This is a genomic window from Pleionea sp. CnH1-48 (genome assembly GCF_024124665.1).
Taxonomy (GTDB): Bacteria; Pseudomonadota; Gammaproteobacteria; order Enterobacterales; family Kangiellaceae; genus JAMXSB01.
On record NZ_JAMXSB010000004.1, the window covers coordinates 68,598 to 87,521 of the forward strand.

Here is an 18,924-nt window from a genome sequence, read left to right on the forward strand (position 1 = left end):
GAGCCGTTGTGAATTTATTCCGTATTACCCTGATTGTATTGAGTCTTGCTTTCTGTACCTTTTTAAGAGCAGAAAAGCCGACTATGCTCATTTCTGACTGGCCTCCCTGGGACATTATTAACGGAATGAAGGCAACGGGTAAAACCCAAGACTTTATCGTTCTTAATCGAGACTATGTGCAGTGTATCAAAGGATTCGACCAAGGCAGTGCGGATATAACGTTTTTGACTCTGTTCGACTTTATTTCTCTGCACCCTCTCAAGCATCCAGGAAAAGTACTGGCAATTACCGATTATAGTCATGGCGGTGATAAAGTTATTTTGCGTAATTCAATTGCTAAGCCAAAGGATATCCGAGGAAAAAAAGTTATTCTTGCCAGTGATACTATTTCACTCTGGGTATTGCACTTATTTTTAAAGTCTCATGGCATGGACCTCGATGATGTAGTGATTGTTCATCAAAAACCAGCATTGGTAGGCAAACAGTTTGCGATGGATAAATCGATTGCTATGGCGGTGGGCTGGAATCCAAAAATTGAAGGTGCTCTGGTAGCGAATGATGCCAGAGTCATTGCTTCCAGTGTTGATTTTCCTCAACAGATTTATGACATAATGGTTGTTGATATTGAGTCCTATAGAAAGAACTCCAGTATCTATGAGCAATTTATGAATAACTACTACAAGAGTTTAAACAATGATGCGGTCATCAAAGCCGCTGCTGAACGACTATTTGTTTCTAGCGCTGAGTATCGTCGCTGGATGGGAGATGCTTTTCTATTTTATAATACAAGCCAGGTTGCATTTGAACGAGAGAAGTTAAAGAAGTTGGCCAAACAGGTTAGCGAGTTTTTGTCGGTTATGCCTGAGTCATTAAAAGACACTCCCGCAAGGAAACTCTTTCGTAAAAGACAGCTGAATGAAAATCAGTTATTTATTCATGACGTTTTACAGAATAAGTCGCTTTGATAACTTTTGAAGAAGTCAACGAGCTGCTCTGAGGAGAGTGGCTTGCTAAACAAATAGCCTTGCATAAGATGACAGTTATGTTTTAGCAGAAAGTCTGCCTGGCTCTGGCTTTCTACACCCTCTGCAATAACTTGAAGTGACAGTGCACTGGCCAGATTGATAATCGCTTCAATGATGCTTTCGTCGCTTTTTGAAGCTCCAATTTTATCAACGAAAGACTTATCAATTTTAAGGCAGTTAATGGATAGTTGGCGCAAGTAGTTAAGTGATGAGTAGCCTGTGCCAAAGTCATCTACTGAAATGTCAACGCCCAGGTCATGGATGCGAGCTATCTCTTGAATGGCAACGTCAGGATCTGACATGAGCGCTGTTTCGGTAAGTTCTACATTAAGTGAGTCAGTTGGAAGGCCCGTCTTTTCAATAATAGTTTTAATGGTTGAACTTAATCGATCATTTCTTAACTGTTTTGCAGATATATTGACAGAAACATTGAGTTTTAAGTTATCCACCAATTTATTGTCCAGCCAACTCTTCGCTTCTTCACAAGATTGCTCTAAAGTCCACTCTCCGAGCTCTTCTATCAATCCGTTTTGTTCCGCGACTGGAATGAATTGAGCTGGCGATATTTGTCCTAATAACGGACTGTTCCAGCGTATTAATGCCTCAACGCCGTAAATCTTACCCTGTTTGATGTCCAGTTGAGGTTGATAGAAGACACTGAACTCACCTTTTTCTAATGCTGTATGCAATGAGGTTGAAATCAACAGCTGTTGCTTGAGTTCTTGCTGCATGCTTTGGTTAAAAAATGCGAACTGATTTTTACCTAGATTCTTAGCCTGATACATGGCTGTATCGGCGGATTTTATTAAATCCTCCATCGTTGCTGCATTGTCGGGGAAGCTGGCGATACCTACACTGGTACCAACAAAAACATTTTGATTACAAATAGTAAAAGACTTCTTGAAGTGACTGACAATTCTTTCGGCTGCATAGGCTGCTGGAAAATTGTCGTTTTCGTCGGGTGCTAGCACAATGGCAAACTCGTCACCACCTAATCGAGCCAGTGTATCGGTATCTCTTGTGGTATGACCTAAGCGTTCGGCTGCTTGTTTTAACAGTAGATCCCCTGCATCGTGACCAAAGGTGTCATTAATGTCTTTAAAGTTATCCAGATCAATAAACAGAAGATTGACCTGATGACCTCCACGTTTGGCTTTAGCCAGAGTGTTTTTAAGCATTGAATGAAATAGATTTCGATTGGCGAGTCCGGTCAGTTGATCGTATTGCGCCAGATAGGTGAGTCGGTTCTCAGCTTTTTTACGTTGAGTGATATCTTGAAACAAAATCACTCCCATCACCTGACTCTCGTCTTCATGGTTAACCGTGCCGACAGTGACTTCTACTGGAAATGTGTGACGACTGGACTGATTCCAAAATTGAAGATCATCACTAGAAAAATTTTTGCGATTACGAAGGGAGTGATAAAAGGAGCTGTTGACGAAATCATGATGTCGATAAAGTTGCTCAAACAGAACATCTTTTAAAGGTTGTCGTAAGCATTCGGATTCGTTGGCTCCTAACATGGACAGGGCCGCCGAATTAATAGTTTTTATGGTTAATTCTCTATCGAAGCTGATAATACCTAACGCAGCGCTTTCTATCACTAGATGAAACTGATTGCTCAGTTGCTGAATTTGCTGTAGTTGTGTCGAGAGCTGTTGTTTCTTAATGTAGAGATCGATAAAAACACTGACACGACTCTGCAGCACAAAAGGGTTGAGTGGCTTGGTCATGTAGTCGACAGCACCAATATCATAACCTTTGAGTATACTCTGCACATTATTGCTCTGAGCGGTTAAGAACATGATGGGAGTTTTGTTATCTCTTTGATGTCCGTAAATTAATTCGGCGGCTTCAAAGCCGGTCATTTCCGGCATTTGTACATCCATTAAGATCAAAGCGTAATCGTGCTCAAGAATTTTTTTCAAGGCATCCAGCCCAGACTCTGCCTCATGAAATACGACAGGAAGATCAGAAAGCACTTCTTTTACTGACCATATATTGGCGGGTATATCGTCAACAATTAATACACGAGGCTGCGGATGACTATTCACTCATAAAGAACCAATTTAGGCACAACTTTACTTAGTCTAGGATGAAATGGCGTATTTATCCTATTTACTCAATACCTTGTGATTATTTATCTCTTATGTGAGATTTATTTGTGGTGAATAGCTGGGAGCCACCATCCCATCAGCGCGAAAAAAGTGCCTGCCATTAAAGCGACGGCGATGAACACCATCAAAACGCCAAGCAATGTGTGGCGTCGAAAACGTTGTCGCCAATGCAGGTAAAGTTCACCCGCAATCAGGGTTGGAATATAGAACGCAAAATTCATAACGCGATCAAAACTGCCTTGCCAGGTTTCGCTATCGTGTCCTACCAGACCATCGTTAACAAATGCCCAAAGTGAATACTCAACGCGGTAAAGCCAAGAGCTGATCCCCAGTAAAAATAAGCGAATCGCCCAGCGCCGATGTCGCTGAAACTGTCGTTGGTAAGCAAAGAAACCTGTACAGCCTGCGGCAGTTAACAGGCAAACCCCGTAGAGGCCAAATCCCACATCCATCCAAAAACCTCCGACGGTTCCTCGTAATCCAATAAAGGTGAGTCCACCAAAACTCACCATAATCGCAATCATGACGTAAAGGCGGCCATTCATCTTATGGAGGTAGGGATAGCTCTTTCGCAGCCATGAAGATAACTGTATGGGGCCAGCGAGCCCCAGTAACATCCCGCCGAATAAATGGAGCCCCATAGCGAGATTGGCGATGAGTTGTTGCTCTACATAGAGGTTCTCAAGTACCAGATTCCATTGTTTTAAATGGCCATTGAGCCAATGAGTTCCATAAAGTGCAGTAATGTAATAGGAGAGAACCAGAGGACCAGTGATAAGCGCCAAAAGAAACAGGTATTTAGGCATCTGGCGTATATACATCAACATAAAGGGGTTTAGGGCTTAAAACGAAGGTTACTGCATTGTATAGGATGACTTGACCTAACTCCAGAATATGCCTTCTCGAGCTTTCTTATGATCCCTATAAACCATTCTACTGTTAATCAAACAGATACTGAGTGAACTTAATTTGATTTGTAGCCTGTAGAAAGGCTGATATAGCCCGTAAGAAGTACTAATTAGTGGGTACGACCACCCTGACTTTCGGGGTATTCTGAGCTATATATTAATTAGAGATTTTTTACGGTGTCTAAACTATGTCGACCTTGAAGTGGTTTGTTGTTTTCCTCTCGCTGTGTTTAGCCTTGCCCGTAGTGGCTGACCCAAACAAGAAGCCTATTATTGTTGCAGAGAATAATTGGAGCAGCCAAATGGTGATGGCGAAAGTCGTCGGCCAGTTACTCGAAAAAATGGGCTATGAGGTCATTTATCGTCCTACCGATTATCTGTTACAGCTAGAAGCCATTAATCGAGGTCTTATTCATATTCAGCCGGAGTTATGGACTCAATCTTCGAATAAACTCGAGAGGTATATTCAAACCAAAAAAGTGCTCAATTTAGGTGAGCATAATACCTTTGCCAGAGAAGAGTGGTGGTATCCCGAATACGTTGAAGAGCTTTGTCCTGGTTTACCGGATTGGAAAGCGCTTAATCAATGCGCTCACTTATTTGCCTCTCCCCAAACTGCTCCTAAAGGTAGAGTTCTGACAGGCCCTTGGTTTGAGGGTGATGAAAAACGGATTTCTGCATTAAAGCTTAATTTTAAAGTGATCGAAGCCAAGCAAGCTGAACCCATCTGGGCTGAGTTAGATGCTGCCTACCGCAATAAAATCCCCATTTTATTATACAGTTGGGCGCCTAATCCTATCGAAGCTGTTTATAAAGGCCATTTTATTGAGTTCCCTGAATTTGAGCCTGAATGTTATAGCGATCCTTCTTGGGGTACTAATCCCAATATTACTCATGACTGCGGCAACCCAAAAGGTTATCCGATTATGAAAGTCGCCTGGAAGCAGTTTCCTGAAACCTGGCCTTGTGCCTATAAACTGCTCAAGCGAATGATCGTAGACAATCAATCCATTTCAGACATGGGTAAACTGATGGACTTTGATGGTTATAGCCACGATGAGGCAGCCGTAAAGTGGTTAGATGCTAATACATCGATCTGGCATCAGTGGTTACCGCAGGGGTGCAAGTTTGAAGAAGCAGGATAGCCAATTAACTCACCGAATTCACTTTCGGTTGTTGAGCGGCTTTGCGCTGATGCTGTTCATCACATTTTGTATCTGTGCGGCGTATTTTTCTAGTTTTTCATCGGTTAAATTTAATCTGGATCAAAAAATATCACCGAATATCGATGCGGCTCTACAAACCATTCAGTTAACAGAAGTCACACAAAAACTCATTCATCATGTTCCCAGAATCGCTATTGCAGAGTCGCAACAACACTTGATGAAAGAAACCCTCGGATTTTTAGACACTCACGATGAGCTGAACAGGATGTTAAAAGGGTTTCTCGAACAACCTTTATTGCAACAGCCTGTTGCCACCATGATTGAGTCGGCAAAAAACATTGAGTCATTGGTTCGTCAGCTCGACCTACTGATGGCACAAAAAATTTCCAGTCAATTATATATTGATCGAATAGAGTCGAATTATGCTCGTGTTTTGCAACAGCTGGAGCAAGATGTGGAGTCGGCGAACAAGGAAGATTATTATCGGTGGTCAAAAAGCATGCGAGAAGTTGAGCGCGCGTTATTGTCTCTTAGTGTCGAGCATAACCCTGCGGCTGCTGTCAGCCGTTATCAAGCGTTAAGAAAAGAGCTCAATCACGCATACGAGTTGATCAAAGCCGCTCGATTTTCTAGTCAGAAAAAAAATCAACAAGCTATTTTGATGCAGCAACGGCTGCTTGATCTAGTTGTTGGTCCGACGGGCATTTTGGCTCAGCAGACACAACTCTATCAACTTAAAGAAGATATCCGAGAGACGCTCAGCAAAGAAAAGCAGCTGGCAAATGTTCTTAATCAAAGTGCACAGCTACTGGTTGATTCTGTTCGGCAACAAGTGGTCATAAGTAAGCAGAATACCATTACTCAATTAACTCAGATGTTTATGATTATATTAGGCTTGGTATTTTCTGGGTGTGTGGCTGTCACGGTGATTGTGGTCTACTTACAGCGTAGCGTGATGCAGCGCTTGACTAAAGTGAGAGGTAATATGCTGAACTATATTTCTTCTCGAGCCGCACCCGAAGATGTTAAGGGAGACGATGAGTTAACGGATATGCACAAAGCACTGACTAAACTTATTCATCAAGTGGAAGAAAGAGAACATCAACTGGAAGCCTTGGCAACAACTGATTCGCTCACCAATGCGCTAAATCGACGTTGTTTGCTTGAGCACGCTCAAAAAGAAGTCGAACTGCATCTTCGTGATCAATTACCTTTTTCGCTCTTTATCATGGATATCGATTTCTTTAAAAAAGTAAACGACACTTACGGTCACGCTGCGGGTGATCAAGTATTGATCGAAGTTACCGAAAGTTGTCAAAGCATGCTGCGTAAAATTGATGCCTTTGGTCGCTGGGGAGGAGAAGAGTTTGTGGGACTGTTGCATAACACGCCGCTTGATGAAGCCTGGCAAGTAACCGAAAGAATTCGCAAACATCTTGAGGAGCTTCAGATCTATTTTGAAGGACAAACGTTACAGATCACAGCCAGTTTTGGTGTCGCTCAAGTCATGCTCAATGTAGAAAGTGTCGAAGCGGCTATTGAGCGAGCCGATCAAGCCCTCTATATCGCTAAAGAAGAAGGGCGCAACTTTGTGAAAAAATCTATCGCATAAATCGATGATATTCCGATAAAGTGGAGAATTTGCCTGCTTAGCTCTATTGGCAAAAGGAGGGATATTGAGTAGGATGAATTGAGTAGCCAGTTAACGGATTTTTTGATCAGGATTTTTATGAGCATTTATCGTTTTGACACTTTCCAATATGATGCGCGTCGACAGGAGTTGACCGAATCGGGAACACTGCGAGATATCAGACCAAAAGCGTTGCGTCTGTTAGCCGTGTTTTTGCAAAATCCTGAGCGTGTATTAAGCAAGCAAGAAATTTTTATGGCGGTATGGAATACAGAACAGGTACAGGATCATACGTTGTTTCAGGTGATCAGTGAGATCCGCAAGTTGTCTTCACAACCGCTTATTAAAACGCAGCCCAATCTTGGCTATCAATGGATAGCAGAAGTAGAAGAAGTGTCGGATACCCGCCAGCAACCTTGGTGGTATGCGGCCGCTGCGAGTGTCATCTTGGCTGTTAGTGCTTTTGTCTGGTGGCCATCAGCAGATGAAGAGACCAACTTTACCCATAGCTTGCCCGCATTAAGTGCCTTTGCTCAGGGAGTGATGAAGCTCGAACAAGGACGAGTGCAAGAGGCCAGTCAATGGTTGGAATTTGCACTTGAAGAAAATCAACAATCGTCAGAAGCGCGATTGCTGTTGGCAGAAACCTTGTTGCTGCAACAACGGCTGGATGATGCCATTAAGGTGTTGCAGCCATTGTCGAATCAACCCGCTTCTCCTTATCATCAAATGGCCGCAGCAGATCTCTTGAGCCGAATTTATGTTCAAAAAGGCCAAATGCCACAAGCGTTAAAAGCCGCGATACAAGGTAAAGACTCATTAGATTGGGGGCAATCTCAATGTACTCTGGATGCGGTGAATCAACGCATTCGAGAACTCAAACAACGTATGGGTATAGAACCCGAACGGTCAGAGGCACACCAGCAGCAAGTCGCATCGAATCAGGATTACATTAAGCGCTGCCAACAATTGCTTAAAGCGCAACAAGAAGATGATTTATCAGACTGCAATGGGTCTGATAAGCGCCATTATCTGGCTCTGCGAGAGGCTCAAAAAAACATCTTAAAGAATAAAGTGGCAGCTGTGTAACTCATTGATAAGTAATAAATTATAGGAAATATTAGAAGCTTATAGATAATCTGATAAGGCTTTTGAAGGCCAATGGAGTATAACTCTTCTGACTTTGTACAGGAGAGATAACATGAAACGAGTATTAAGCTTATTGTTAGGTAGCAGCATGATATTGGGTGTTGCTACTGCGGCTGAATCAACCGCCGAAAACCAGATACGATCAGTACTAGGCAATCCGCCTAATTTAATCATAGAGTCCTATAACTCAGATCTACTAAAAGTGTCTTTGGGTCACCAGGTATTTTTTGCTACCCAGGATGGCAGCTACCTGTTTGGTGGACCCGTCATTGATACCAAAAAACAGCTCAATCTGGTTGAGGTAGAAAAGCAAACGCTGCGCAAGCAAGCCATTTCGGACTTGTCATCGTCCATGACCTTGTCGTTTCCTGCCAACAAAGAAGAGCATGTAGTGACCGTATTTACCGATATCGATTGCACCTATTGTCGTAAACTTCATACTCAGATGGCTGACTTTAATGCTCTGGGCATTAGCGTCAATTATGTCATGCTGCCGCGCTCAGGAGTGGGATCTCAATCTTATCTTAAGGCGGTGTCTGTATTTTGTTCAGAAAATCCTCGTAAAAGTATGGACAAGGCCATGGCGGGGCAGGCCGTCGATAGAGCGAGCTGTGACAATACCGTTGCTGATCAATTTAAGACGGCAGTGAGTATGGGGATTAATTCGACACCCGTCATGATACTGCCAGACGGGCAGTTGCAGATGGGACTGATTAAACCCGAACAACTCAAAAAGCGTTTAACGTCTTCATAAATCTTATTGGGGCATCCTGTTGAAGAAGGATGCCCTGATCCTTTAATGCTCTTTGCAGTATTTTCGATTCATTAACAAATAAATGGCTGGGAGCACAAACAGAGTTAACAACAAAGCGCTGGTCATTCCTCCCACCATGGGAGCTGCGATTCGACTCATCACTTCTGAGCCAGTACCAGAGCCGAGCATGATCGGAAGCAAACCAACAATGATGGTTGCGACGGTCATCATAACAGGACGAATACGCATTCCCGCTCCTTGCATGATCGCTTCATGAAGATCCGACAAAGTAAAAGAGGATTTTTGTTTGTGAACGTCGAGTGCCTGATTAAGATACACCAACATAATCACACCTATTTCTACAGCGACACCCGCCAGAGCAATAAAGCCTACTCCTGCAGCTACCGAAAAATTAAAACCATTCAGATACATCAGCCATAATCCGCCAATTAACGCCATAGGCAAGGTGCCCATGATCACCAGCACTTCATCCAGGCGACGAAAGTTTAGATAAAGCAATACTAGAATAATGGCCAAAGTCAGTGGGAGTACATAGCTGAGTTTATCTTTGGCCCGTTCCATGTATTCATATTGACCGGCCCAATTGATGGAATAACCTGCAGGAAGTTGCAGTTCTTTTTGTAGGTGTTGTTTTGCCTGTTCAACATAAGTGCCTACATCAATGTTGTCGATATCGATATAGGTCCAGCCGTTGATGCGGGCGTTTTCACTTTTGATGCCGGGAGGTCCTGTTTCAATAAATATATTGGCAACGTCACCAACAGCAATGCGTTGGCCCGAAGGGGTGACGATGGGCAAATTTGCCAATTGTTCGGGCGAGTCTCGATAATCTTGCGGATAACGCAGGTTAACAGGATAGCGCTCTTGACCTTCTATAGTTTGAGTGACATTGATTCCACCAATCGCTGTCGCTATGACCTGTTGTACATCAGCAATGTTTAATCCATAGCGGGCCGCTTTTTCACGCTGAATATCCACTTTAATATAACGCCCACCAGCCACGCGTTCAGAGTAGACCGATGCAGTACCTTCTACTTTTGATAGCAAGGTTTCCAATTGTTCTCCAATGGATTGGATGACTTCAATGTCGGGCCCTGCGACCTTAATGCCTACGGGGGTTTTTATTCCTGTGGCAAGCATGTCGATGCGAGTTTTTATTGGCATCACCCAAGCATTAGTTAATCCAGGAAATTGAACCAGAGAATCTAATTCTTGCTGTAACGATTTAGTGGTCACACCTTCGCGCCATTGATCGCGAGGTTTTAACTGAATAAAAGTTTCTATCATGGTTAAAGGTGCAGGATCGGTGGCGGTTTCGGCGCGACCGACTTTTCCGAAGACGTTAGCAACTTCTGGTACGGTGCGAATCAATTTGTCGGTCTGTTGTAAAATCTCTCGAGCTTTGCCAATCGATATTCCGGGATAGGTTGTTGGCATGTACATGAGATCGCCTTCATCCAGTGGTGGGATAAATTCACTGCCAATTTTATTCACTGGATAAAAACCTACCACAGTGATTGCCAAGGCCAGTGCAATGCTGAGTTTAGGATAGTTCAGAACTTGTTTGAGTATGGGTAGGTAGATCGCAATCAACAATCGATTAAGAGGATTACGTTTTTCTGAAACGATCTTGCCGCGAATAAAATACCCCATCAGCACCGGAATCAAAGTGATCGCGAGAGCCGCCGATGCCGCCATGGCGTAGGTTTTGGTATAGGCGAGGGGAGAGAACATGCGACCTTCTTGCGCTTCTAGAATAAAAACGGGCAAAAAGCTGACCGTAATAATAAGCAGACTAAAAAACAAAGCAGGGCCCACTTCACTGGCAGACTTGGCAACCAGTTGCCAGCGGTTGTCGTCGTTTAAGGGCGTTTTTTCCATGTGTTTATGCATGTTTTCGATCATCACAATCGCACCATCCGTCATGGCGCCGATGGCAATGGCGATACCGCCCAACGACATAATGTTGGCATTGATGCCTTGATAATGCATGATGATAAAGGCAATGAGTATACCTAAGGGTAAACTGACAATGGCCACAATAGAGGAACGTAAGTGAAACAAAAAAGCCACGCAAACCAATGCGACGACTAACAATTCTTCGAGCAGTTTTTGCCACAAATTATCGACAGCGTTAGCTATCAGTTGAGAGCGATCATAGACCGTGACTATCTCGACTCCTTGTGGCAAACCGCGTTTTAGATCCGACAGTTTAGCCTTGACGCCTTCAATGGTTTTTTGCGCATTTTCGCCAAAACGCATCACGACAACACCGCCAACGGTTTCGCCTTCTCCATTAAGCTCAGCAATACCTCGTCGCATTTGCGGACCAATACTGACTTGAGCTACATCACCAACGGTGAGCGGAATTCCTTTGGCATTGCGTCCCAACGGAATGGTGGCAATGTCTTCTGCGCTTTTAATGTATCCGGTTGCCGTTACCATATACTCAGCTTCGGCCATTTCGATCACCGAGGCGCCAGTTTCCTGATTGCCTCGTTTTATGGCCATTTGTATGTGACTTAGCGGAATACCATAAGCGCGCAATTTATCGGGCTCTACCTGAACTTGATATTGCTTTACCATGCCGCCAATGGCAGCAACTTCGGAAACGCCAGGAACCGTTTGTAATTCATATTTTAAAAACCAGTCCTGTATGCTGCGCAGTTGGCTGATATCGTGTTGTCCGGTCTTATCGACCAGTGCATACAAATAAATCCAACCAACACCACTGGCGTCGGGACCAAGCTGAGGTTTGGCGTTGGGGGGTAATGACGCCGTTACCTGACTTAAATATTCCAGTACCCGGCTTCGTGCCCAGTAAAGGTCGGTTTTGTCATCAAATATTACGTAAACATAAGAGTCGCCAAAGAACGAAAATCCTCTTACTGTTTTCGCTCCTGGTACCGACAACATCGCCGTCGTTAAAGGAAAGGTTACCTGATCTTGAACAACTTGCGGGGCTTGCCCGGGATAGCTGGTTTTTATAATAACCTGAACATCTGACAGATCGGGAAGCGCATCAACTGGCGTGTTTTTGATCGAATAAATTCCGGCGCCGGTAATGATAAAGGTGATTAACAAAACAAATAAACGATTGTTAACCGACCAGTGAATAATCGAAGCGATCATGGTTGTGCCCCTTGGTTGGAGCGGTGTTTATTTTGGCTGATAGGACGCCATTGAGTGATAACAAACTCATCGCGAATTTCAAAAGTAAAGTTAATGGTTTGACCAATGGAAAATTCATTCAGGTTCAGATGATCATCGAGAACGAAGTCCAGGGTTGCGGCGGGTCGATCCCATTTGTCGATAGGGCCTCGCGAAATATTAATCACTCGAGTGTCTTCATTAATCGCATTAATAACACCATCAACGTTGGCGGATTCGATGTGATTACTGTCGTGACTCATGCGTCTAAAGTCAGAGGTTTTGCTCGATTCTGAATCCAGCAAAAATTGAGCGGAGGTAACAATGTGCTCGCCTTCAGATAAGCCATCAAGAATTTCGGCCACTTCGTTAGTGGTTCTGCCGAGCTTCACGTTGATGGATTTAAAACGTCCTTCTCCCAGGGCTAAAACCACACGATCATGTCGACCTGTTCGAATAACGGCTTCACGTGGCACCAGTATTGTTGGATGTTCGTTTTGAGTATGGATAATAACTTGGGCAAACATGTTGGGTTTTAATAGTGCTTTTTGGTTATTAAAGCGGAGGCGAACTTTGAGCGTTCGCGTGGTTTGTTCAAGTGAAGGGTAGATATAATCAACTTGTCCATGCCAAACTTTTCCGGGTAAAAAATCCAGTGTCATAGACACTGCTTGATTTTTTTTCACCTGACCAGCTTGTCGTTCAAAGACTTCGGCTTCAACCCAGACTTGATCAAGCGTACCAATTGACATCAGAGTGGTGCCTGGTTTGACATAAAAACCTTCGCGAATATTTAGGTTATCAACAACACCGTCTTGCGGTGCATATTGAGTAATGGTTTGCTGGACTTTTCGATCGCGAGTGAGCTGTTGTATGGCTTTGTTGGGTAGTTGTAATGCTCGTAAACGGTTTTTTGCAGCTTGAACAAGGCGTTGATTTTTGCGACTGAGTGCCAACACATATTCCTCTTGGGCATTCACCAAAGCGGGCGAATAGATGTCGTACAGAGGCTGTTGTTTTGTTACCGGATCACCTGCGGCTTTCACATAAAGTTTTTCTATCCAGCCTTCAACACGAGGGTGAATATGAATCAATTGTTCTTCGTCGTACTGTACGTAACCCACGGTTTTTATGTTTGAGCGTAATATCTGTTTTTGTACTTCGGCGATTCTAACGCCTAGATTGTTTTCGACCTGGGGTGAAATAGTAATTTCTCCAGCGCTTGTATTGCTCGCGCTATCGTTGGCGTAAACAGGAATCAGATCCATACCCATGGGTGACTTACCGGGGCCATCGCGACGATAGTTTGAATCCATAGGCGCTACCCAGTAAAGCGGTTGATCATCGTCTTTTGCATCGACTGACTCTGATTGAGGCGCTAAGTGCCACATGAGAGCTGCACCTATCAATAACCCCACAAAGAGAACAAAAAGAGTTTTGGCTAGATTATTCATTAACGGCTTCCTGCTGGTTGTTGATTTGGATCACTGATTTGGATCATTGTGTTGGCATTAGGAGCAAAGAAGTAATTGAACTGAATGATTTGTTTTAGACGCTCTACTTCGATGGTTAACATATCCAGTTGGGCGGTGAGCGCTGTTATTCTGGAACGAACCACGTCCGCAAAACTGCCATCGTCATTGGTGTAGGCTGTTAAAGCGGCTTCGGCCTGTTCTTCTGTTTGTGGTAAGAGTTGCTGGCGGTAAAGTGTGCGGCGTTGTTGTAGATTTTTGTATTGCGATTGAGCGACTCTTGCTGCGGCAACCAGTTTACGCAGCTGCAATGCCTTGTCGGTTTTGGTGATGGCTGAATCCGCGGCAGCGGCAGCGACTTCGCTATCTTGTCGTTGGTGACCGTATAAGGGAATGTCAAAAGAAATACCTACAGACAACAAATCAGAACGCGACAAAGATTGAGGTGTATCGTCGCGATAACCGTAGCGAATATTAAAACCCCATTCTGGCCGATACTTTTGCTTGGCCAACTCAATCCGTTTGCTCTTGGCTTTGATGCTTTGTTCTAACGCCAAGACAGACGGGTGCTCTAATAAGCGCTGATACAGTTTTTGATCATCATCACCATTGGATTCAATCCATTGCTCTCCATACAGAGATACGTTGGGAAGGAGCGTGGGAACCTGATCAATAGAATACAAAGTCCATTGGCTCAACTGCAAACGTGCCGTTTCTTGTTGCTGCTTCAGTTTTTGTAATCTGTCATTCAGGCGCGTCAGCTCCAACTGGGCTTGAACAATGTCTTGCTGCCGAGTATTGCCGATGGTAGAAGAATAATTTGCCTGCGCAATATCGGCCAGTTGCTCGAACAAGGCTCGGTTGGATTGAATTAAATGAATGCTCTGCTGAGCCTGATAAAGTGCCAGCCACCAGGATGCCGTGGTGACCACTAGTTGCCGTTGGCGTAATTGCCGCAACAAAGGCTGCTGTGATGCCAGCAATGACTGATGTTGCTGCTGGATTTGTCGACTATTGCCTCGTGGTAGCTTCTGCGACAGCCCCAGACTCAACTGAGTCATGGGTTCCTGAGCAAAATCAAAACTGTCTGCTGCAATATTCATGATACCCAGAGAGATTCGTGGATCCGGCAGGGTGTCTGCTGCCTGGCTACTGGCCTCCAACATGTTTTGCCGGTGCTCGCTGGCTTTGAGTTCCAGATCATGGTTTATGGCCGTCAACACAACGGACTCTAATCGGGTTTGGGGAGCTATGGTTTGGGCACTGGCAAACGAGGCCCAGAACAGACTTACCAAGCCAAAGGTGGCCAGCGGACGGCTAACCCCTTGAAACATAAAGGTGTAATACATCTTTTTTCACTCAACTTTAATGCTGATTAACAGCAAAAACTCTATAGAAGACCTCTGGCACTAGGGCTCAGCAGTCAAATAATGGATTTTTGGACAGATCTGTCCTGTGTTAAGCGAAAATTGGGGGACGATAGAGAGAAAAGACAACAGAAACAGGCGCTTCGATGCTCGACAAAAACATGTTTGCAGTGCTATTGGCCAATTTGCTTTCTGATTCAGGTAGAGGAATAAGTGAAGTCTGACAACTGCTGACGGGACAGCTGCAATCGATGTTACAACACTCATCCATTGATGGAGAAGAGTGCATGGAATCATTGTGAGATGAATGGTCCATATCATGATCCATCATTAAAGACTGAGTCGACATCTCCATCTGACAATCCATTAATGACATACCCATTCCCTGACCCACAAAGGCCACAAGGAGCAGAATTGTCAGTAATCGAGCGATGGATGAGACCACAAAAACCTCAAAAAATGAATGAGTAACCCATAAAGGATACAGGGAATAGGGGGAAATTAAAAGCTAGAGGGAAAAGTTGGAGACGCTTTTGCTACGCTCATGCAAAAAGTCAGGAGGGCCAAAATTATACTCCGCTCTCATTAAGTCACAGCGGAGTCGTATGAAAGTCTAGAGCCAAGAAAGAGAACCAAACAAGAATACAAAGCAAAATCGAATCTTCCTTGGCACAAACAAGATCAACAAATCCCTTGTGAATGAACAGACATATTCAACCCATAAAATCCCAGCTGAGCAATTGCCAGCGCAGCGATCTAGAGTGTTTTGCCGCTATCTTGTAGTACAAGATGGGATCTAAGGACCTTCTTTTTCGCTCTTGAAAAAGAAGGTTCGCCGCTATACCCGAACAGGGCATAAAGGCGAAACTTGTGCTATCAAAAATAGGGAGCAAATAAAAGAGCTTCTGAATAAATCAATTACTCCGTTGATATAGGAGGCTCACCGCAGATGAAACTAAAGCCCTCAAAAGACCAAGAAACAAACACACAAAACATCACAAAAAACAATGATAACCACCACAGTTGAGATAAGGATCTTTTGCCGCTATGATGCAGAAAATACTAATCCTTACTGCTACTTACAACCAACGGAGCTATGGATGAAAAAACATCTACTGGTGTCATTACTCGGGCTTTTATTGCTAGCTGGCTGTGGCTCAAACCCACCCAAACCCACTGTCAGCCCATTTATTGAGAAAGAACTTAAGATATTCACCTATGGAGACAGACGAGACGACGCTCAGAAAAAAATCCGACTGATTCATGGCCGCGAGCTTGCCGAGATTATTTTCACTAAGCCTTACTTTGGGTCAACAGAATACATAGGTGATGCTCGTGATATCTCATCTCACAAAACAACCTTGAGAGTCTCGTTTTTATATACTCACGAAGGAGCTGATGATGGCTGGCCTTTAGATGTTTCGGTTCATTACATCTTAGAGAACGATGGTAAGGCTTTGTTTAATAAAACCTTCAAGGTCAAAGCGACGCGCTTTGGCGCGAAGGGTATTTGCCCTGGCTGTTCGCCCGAAGAAACGGCATTAACCATGCTTAAAAATAAAATGATGCCAGAGTTTGATTTAAAAATTAAAGAAAGTTTTTAGGGACTATTGACCCTCTAAGTCGCGGGCTTTCGAATGATCGCCCGCTGCTTTATTTACCAGGGCAGTAGCTCTCCATTGGCATGCCAAAAGCTGCCCGAATTCTCAAGATTTAACCCATCAAATCGCTCGATCAGCAGCTTCGCGCTTTCATCACTATCCATTAAGCCATTAAACTGAGTCATACGGGTTCTCACATAACCTGGGTGGAGCAGAGCGACAGCTATCTTTTGTTCCGCCAGATCAATGGCGAGGGACTTGCCCGCAGCATTGAGCGCTGTCTTACTCATGCGATAACCATAACTACCGCCACTGCCATTATCTTCTATGCTGCCCATACGGCTGGTCATCAGGGCTAACTTACCATTGGGTTTAATATGGTCTTTTAACAGGGCGGCAACTCTTAAAGGCGCCAGAGCATTGACTTCAAATTGGCGTCGAATGCTCTCAATGTCGAGTTCATCCAGAGTCACTTTTTCTAGCAGACCTGCAATGCAGAAGACGCCGTCAAACTGCTGATCGTCTACGGCTTCTTTCAGATTGTTGAGCCCAGCGTCGGTAGTGATATCAACATCCGTAATGATGTCAAAAGGCAATGCTTCTAGTGAGTCGTCTAAATGCCGACAACTGATGGTGACATTATCTCCGCGGGCAGCAAATTGTGTTGCCAGTTCGAGGCCAATACCTCGATTTGCGCCTATCAGTAATAAATTCAATGGAGTACGAGACATAAGGATTCCTAACAGAGAAAAGAAGTTTCATTTTAATCAATCGAGAGCAAATTGCTCAAATGCTGATTTATGGGTATTAGAGCACGTAAAATTACCGTTTTTAGAGAGAAAGTTTTGAGATGTGCATCACAAAAATAATGTGATTAGTGTCGCATAATGCTCGCCACCAAGTAAGCCTGAGATGACTTGTGAGATATATATCAAAATGAGTTGTTGTAAGGCCAGACCAATACTATTTTTAAGGTTATTATAAGATTGGAAGTGATAAAAAATACGTTTATTATCACGAGCTGCTTTGTTTAACTAACACTGGATTATAAGGGCTGACAGGGACTTTCCATGATATTGCAAGAACTGGTACATGAGTTGTTTTTGCCGATTCAAACACGTAAAAAACTTTTTAGCTGTGTAAAAAAGCTAGAAGACTTTCGTTTTGATAATCCCGGAGGGCGTCATGCCGAGTATTTAAAGAGTACTCGTAGTGTTATTTTGAAAGGCAACGTTTGTGAAGCCGTTAAACGTCTTGTCGCTATTGGTGAAACCGGTAGAATTGATCAAAATGATGTAGAAAGTTTTTGGGATGATCTACTCTGGGTATCTCATAAACATAAATTACGACAAATGCCTTATCGCTTGCACCAGGCGCAAAACAATAAAGAAACGACTAAAGAATCGGTTACTACCACTTAGTCTTCTTTTTCTCATCTTTATACCCCTATATTTTTTAAGCAAATCAAGTCGCTGACGCTATACTATTTTTAAGTAAGATAAGTTTGGAGTGGCGCACTATGATTACTAAGATCTTCAAGTATCTTCTGTGGACCTGTTTTTTCTCACTCTGCTCTCAAAGTGCTCTATCGGCATGTTCAAGTGCTTCTTACTGGACCATTTCTGGTAATGCGACGGTGGAATCTCAACGTTATTGGACAGCAGAGGAAGCGGCACTAGCCTGGTGTGACTCTAGTTACTACTACAATCCTAGATTGTTAGAGCATTATGAATATGTTTTATGCAAAAACAGTCAACCTATTGGCAATTGGCGCAAAGATCAAAATGTTGAAGTTCAGTTGGTTTTAAGGCCCTTTATGCCTAACAAACATGGACTAAGAGCTGTTGAGTCCAAAAGTAACCTGGCCGTGTTTCACTGCCGTTAACAGGCTTTGGATTCAAATGTCGGCCTGATAACGGGCAACCATATCAGCCTGGCTTTCGGGTTCGTCTTCTACCTGCATCTGATCATTTAGCATCTGACCCATGCTAGGCAGTTCGCCGCGTTCTATTTGAGCCTCTGAAGACCAAAGTTTTGAACGCATAAATGCTTTGGCACAATGCAAAAACACACTCTCGATTTGAATGTCGATAACCGAGATAATCCGTTTATCATCAGCATGAAAAAGGGACAGTAAATCTGCTGAAGTGCTCACAGTAGCACGGCCATTGATACGTAGAGTTTCATCGACACCGGGAATCATAAAAAGAGTGCCGACCTGTCCTGTTTCTATGATGTTGCTGATGCTATCTAACCGATTGTTTCCGCGGGCATCAGGTATCAGAATTTGAGTCGGAGACAAAACCTTAACAAAGCCAGGGGAACCACCTCTTGGAGATGCGTCGACCTGGCCACTACTATCAACGGTGGATAAGACAACAAAAGGACTCAGTTTTATAAATTGGTGACTGTGTTGCTCAAGATGGGTTAACTGCTTTTTTATAGCTCGCTGCTTAGCAGAAGGGTACAGCGCTCGAAGTTTTTCGATGGAATCAATAATCATTCGTCATACAAAGCAAAACGACCAAGCCGTTAGCTTAGCACATTAATAGCAAACTTATTAG

16 protein-coding genes are annotated in these 18,924 nt (G+C 43.7%); 8 read left to right on the top strand and 8 right to left on the bottom strand.

What is annotated here, in order from left to right; genetic code table 11:
• The first annotated feature begins 8 nt into the window (after nt 1–8).
• Nucleotides 9–965, top strand: a complete 957-nt coding sequence (locus tag NH399_RS07635) for an ABC transporter substrate-binding protein (protein ID WP_253038359.1) — start codon at nt 9–11, stop codon at nt 963–965.
• Here NH399_RS07635 and NH399_RS25875 read toward each other — a convergent pair.
• The gene (locus NH399_RS25875) at nt 935–3,079 is read right to left on the bottom strand and encodes an EAL domain-containing protein (RefSeq protein ID WP_253038361.1); all 2,145 of its coding nucleotides are present in this window, start codon (nt 3,077–3,079) and stop codon (nt 935–937) included. The two genes, NH399_RS07635 and NH399_RS25875, sit on opposite strands and share 31 nt — an antisense overlap.
• A 104-nt stretch (nt 3,080–3,183) precedes the next feature.
• Nucleotides 3,184–3,969, bottom strand: a complete 786-nt coding sequence (locus NH399_RS07645) for a DUF2306 domain-containing protein (RefSeq protein WP_253038363.1) — start codon at nt 3,967–3,969, stop codon at nt 3,184–3,186.
• Between the two features lie 269 nt (nt 3,970–4,238).
• Between NH399_RS07645 and NH399_RS07650 the strand changes: the two genes are divergently transcribed.
• The 4 genes from NH399_RS07650 (at nt 4,239) to NH399_RS07665 (ending at nt 8,749) form a co-directional block, all read left to right on the top strand.
• Nucleotides 4,239–5,195, top strand: a complete 957-nt coding sequence (locus tag NH399_RS07650; RefSeq protein WP_253038365.1) for an ABC transporter substrate-binding protein — start codon at nt 4,239–4,241, stop codon at nt 5,193–5,195.
• Nucleotides 5,179–6,828: a GGDEF domain-containing protein gene (locus tag NH399_RS07655; RefSeq protein ID WP_253038367.1), complete on the top strand. Its 1,650-nt coding sequence runs from the start codon at nt 5,179–5,181 to the stop codon at nt 6,826–6,828. Before NH399_RS07650 ends, NH399_RS07655 begins: the two co-directional genes overlap by 17 nt.
• 117 nt (nt 6,829–6,945) lie before the next feature.
• On the top strand, nt 6,946–7,935 hold the full coding sequence (locus NH399_RS07660; RefSeq protein ID WP_253038380.1) for a winged helix-turn-helix domain-containing protein: 990 nt from the start codon (nt 6,946–6,948) through the stop codon (nt 7,933–7,935).
• Nucleotides 7,936–8,047: 112 nt separating this feature from the next.
• A complete protein-coding gene (locus tag NH399_RS07665; RefSeq protein ID WP_253038382.1) occupies nt 8,048–8,749 on the top strand; it encodes a thioredoxin fold domain-containing protein in 702 nt (233 codons plus the stop codon).
• 42 nt (nt 8,750–8,791) lie between these two features.
• Here the strand turns inward: NH399_RS07665 and NH399_RS07670 are convergent, their stop codons facing one another.
• The 4 genes from NH399_RS07670 to NH399_RS07685 all read right to left on the bottom strand — a co-directional run bounded on the left by NH399_RS07670 (nt 8,792) and on the right by NH399_RS07685 (nt 15,135).
• Complete coding sequence (locus tag NH399_RS07670; protein ID WP_253038384.1) at nt 8,792–11,902, bottom strand: efflux RND transporter permease subunit; 3,111 nt, start codon at nt 11,900–11,902, stop codon at nt 8,792–8,794.
• Complete coding sequence (locus NH399_RS07675) at nt 11,899–13,374, bottom strand: efflux RND transporter periplasmic adaptor subunit (protein ID WP_253038386.1); 1,476 nt, start codon at nt 13,372–13,374, stop codon at nt 11,899–11,901. Before NH399_RS07675 ends, NH399_RS07670 begins: the two co-directional genes overlap by 4 nt.
• A complete protein-coding gene (locus tag NH399_RS07680) occupies nt 13,374–14,741 on the bottom strand; it encodes a TolC family protein (RefSeq protein ID WP_253038388.1) in 1,368 nt (455 codons plus the stop codon). The genes NH399_RS07675 and NH399_RS07680 overlap by 1 nt, the downstream gene beginning before the upstream one ends.
• Before the next feature lie 109 nt (nt 14,742–14,850).
• The gene (locus NH399_RS07685; protein ID WP_253038390.1) at nt 14,851–15,135 is read right to left on the bottom strand and encodes a hypothetical protein; all 285 of its coding nucleotides are present in this window, start codon (nt 15,133–15,135) and stop codon (nt 14,851–14,853) included.
• Between the two features lie 724 nt (nt 15,136–15,859).
• Between NH399_RS07685 and NH399_RS07690 the strand changes: the two genes are divergently transcribed.
• On the top strand, nt 15,860–16,363 hold the full coding sequence (locus tag NH399_RS07690; RefSeq protein WP_253038392.1) for a hypothetical protein: 504 nt from the start codon (nt 15,860–15,862) through the stop codon (nt 16,361–16,363).
• 53 nt (nt 16,364–16,416) lie between these two features.
• Here the strand turns inward: NH399_RS07690 and NH399_RS07695 are convergent, their stop codons facing one another.
• Nucleotides 16,417–17,091 (bottom strand): SDR family oxidoreductase, encoded by a 675-nt coding sequence (locus NH399_RS07695; RefSeq protein ID WP_253038394.1) that lies wholly within the window; start codon nt 17,089–17,091, stop codon nt 16,417–16,419.
• Nucleotides 17,092–17,430: 339 nt separating this feature from the next.
• Here NH399_RS07695 and NH399_RS07700 point away from each other — a divergent pair, with 339 nt between their 5' ends.
• Both NH399_RS07700 and NH399_RS07705 read left to right on the top strand, forming a co-directional pair.
• Entirely contained in the window at nt 17,431–17,781 is a 351-nt protein-coding gene (locus tag NH399_RS07700) for a hypothetical protein (protein ID WP_253038396.1), read from the top strand.
• A gap of 98 nt (nt 17,782–17,879) precedes the next feature.
• Nucleotides 17,880–18,245 carry a hypothetical protein gene (locus tag NH399_RS07705; protein WP_253038398.1) on the top strand — a complete coding sequence of 122 codons (366 nt, stop codon included), beginning with the start codon at nt 17,880–17,882 and terminating at the stop codon, nt 18,243–18,245.
• Between the two features lie 12 nt (nt 18,246–18,257).
• On the opposite strand, the gene NH399_RS07710 is transcribed toward NH399_RS07705, so the two are convergent.
• Complete coding sequence (locus NH399_RS07710) at nt 18,258–18,863, bottom strand: pyridoxamine 5'-phosphate oxidase family protein (RefSeq protein WP_253038400.1); 606 nt, start codon at nt 18,861–18,863, stop codon at nt 18,258–18,260.
• Nucleotides 18,864–18,924: the final 61 nt, after the last annotated feature.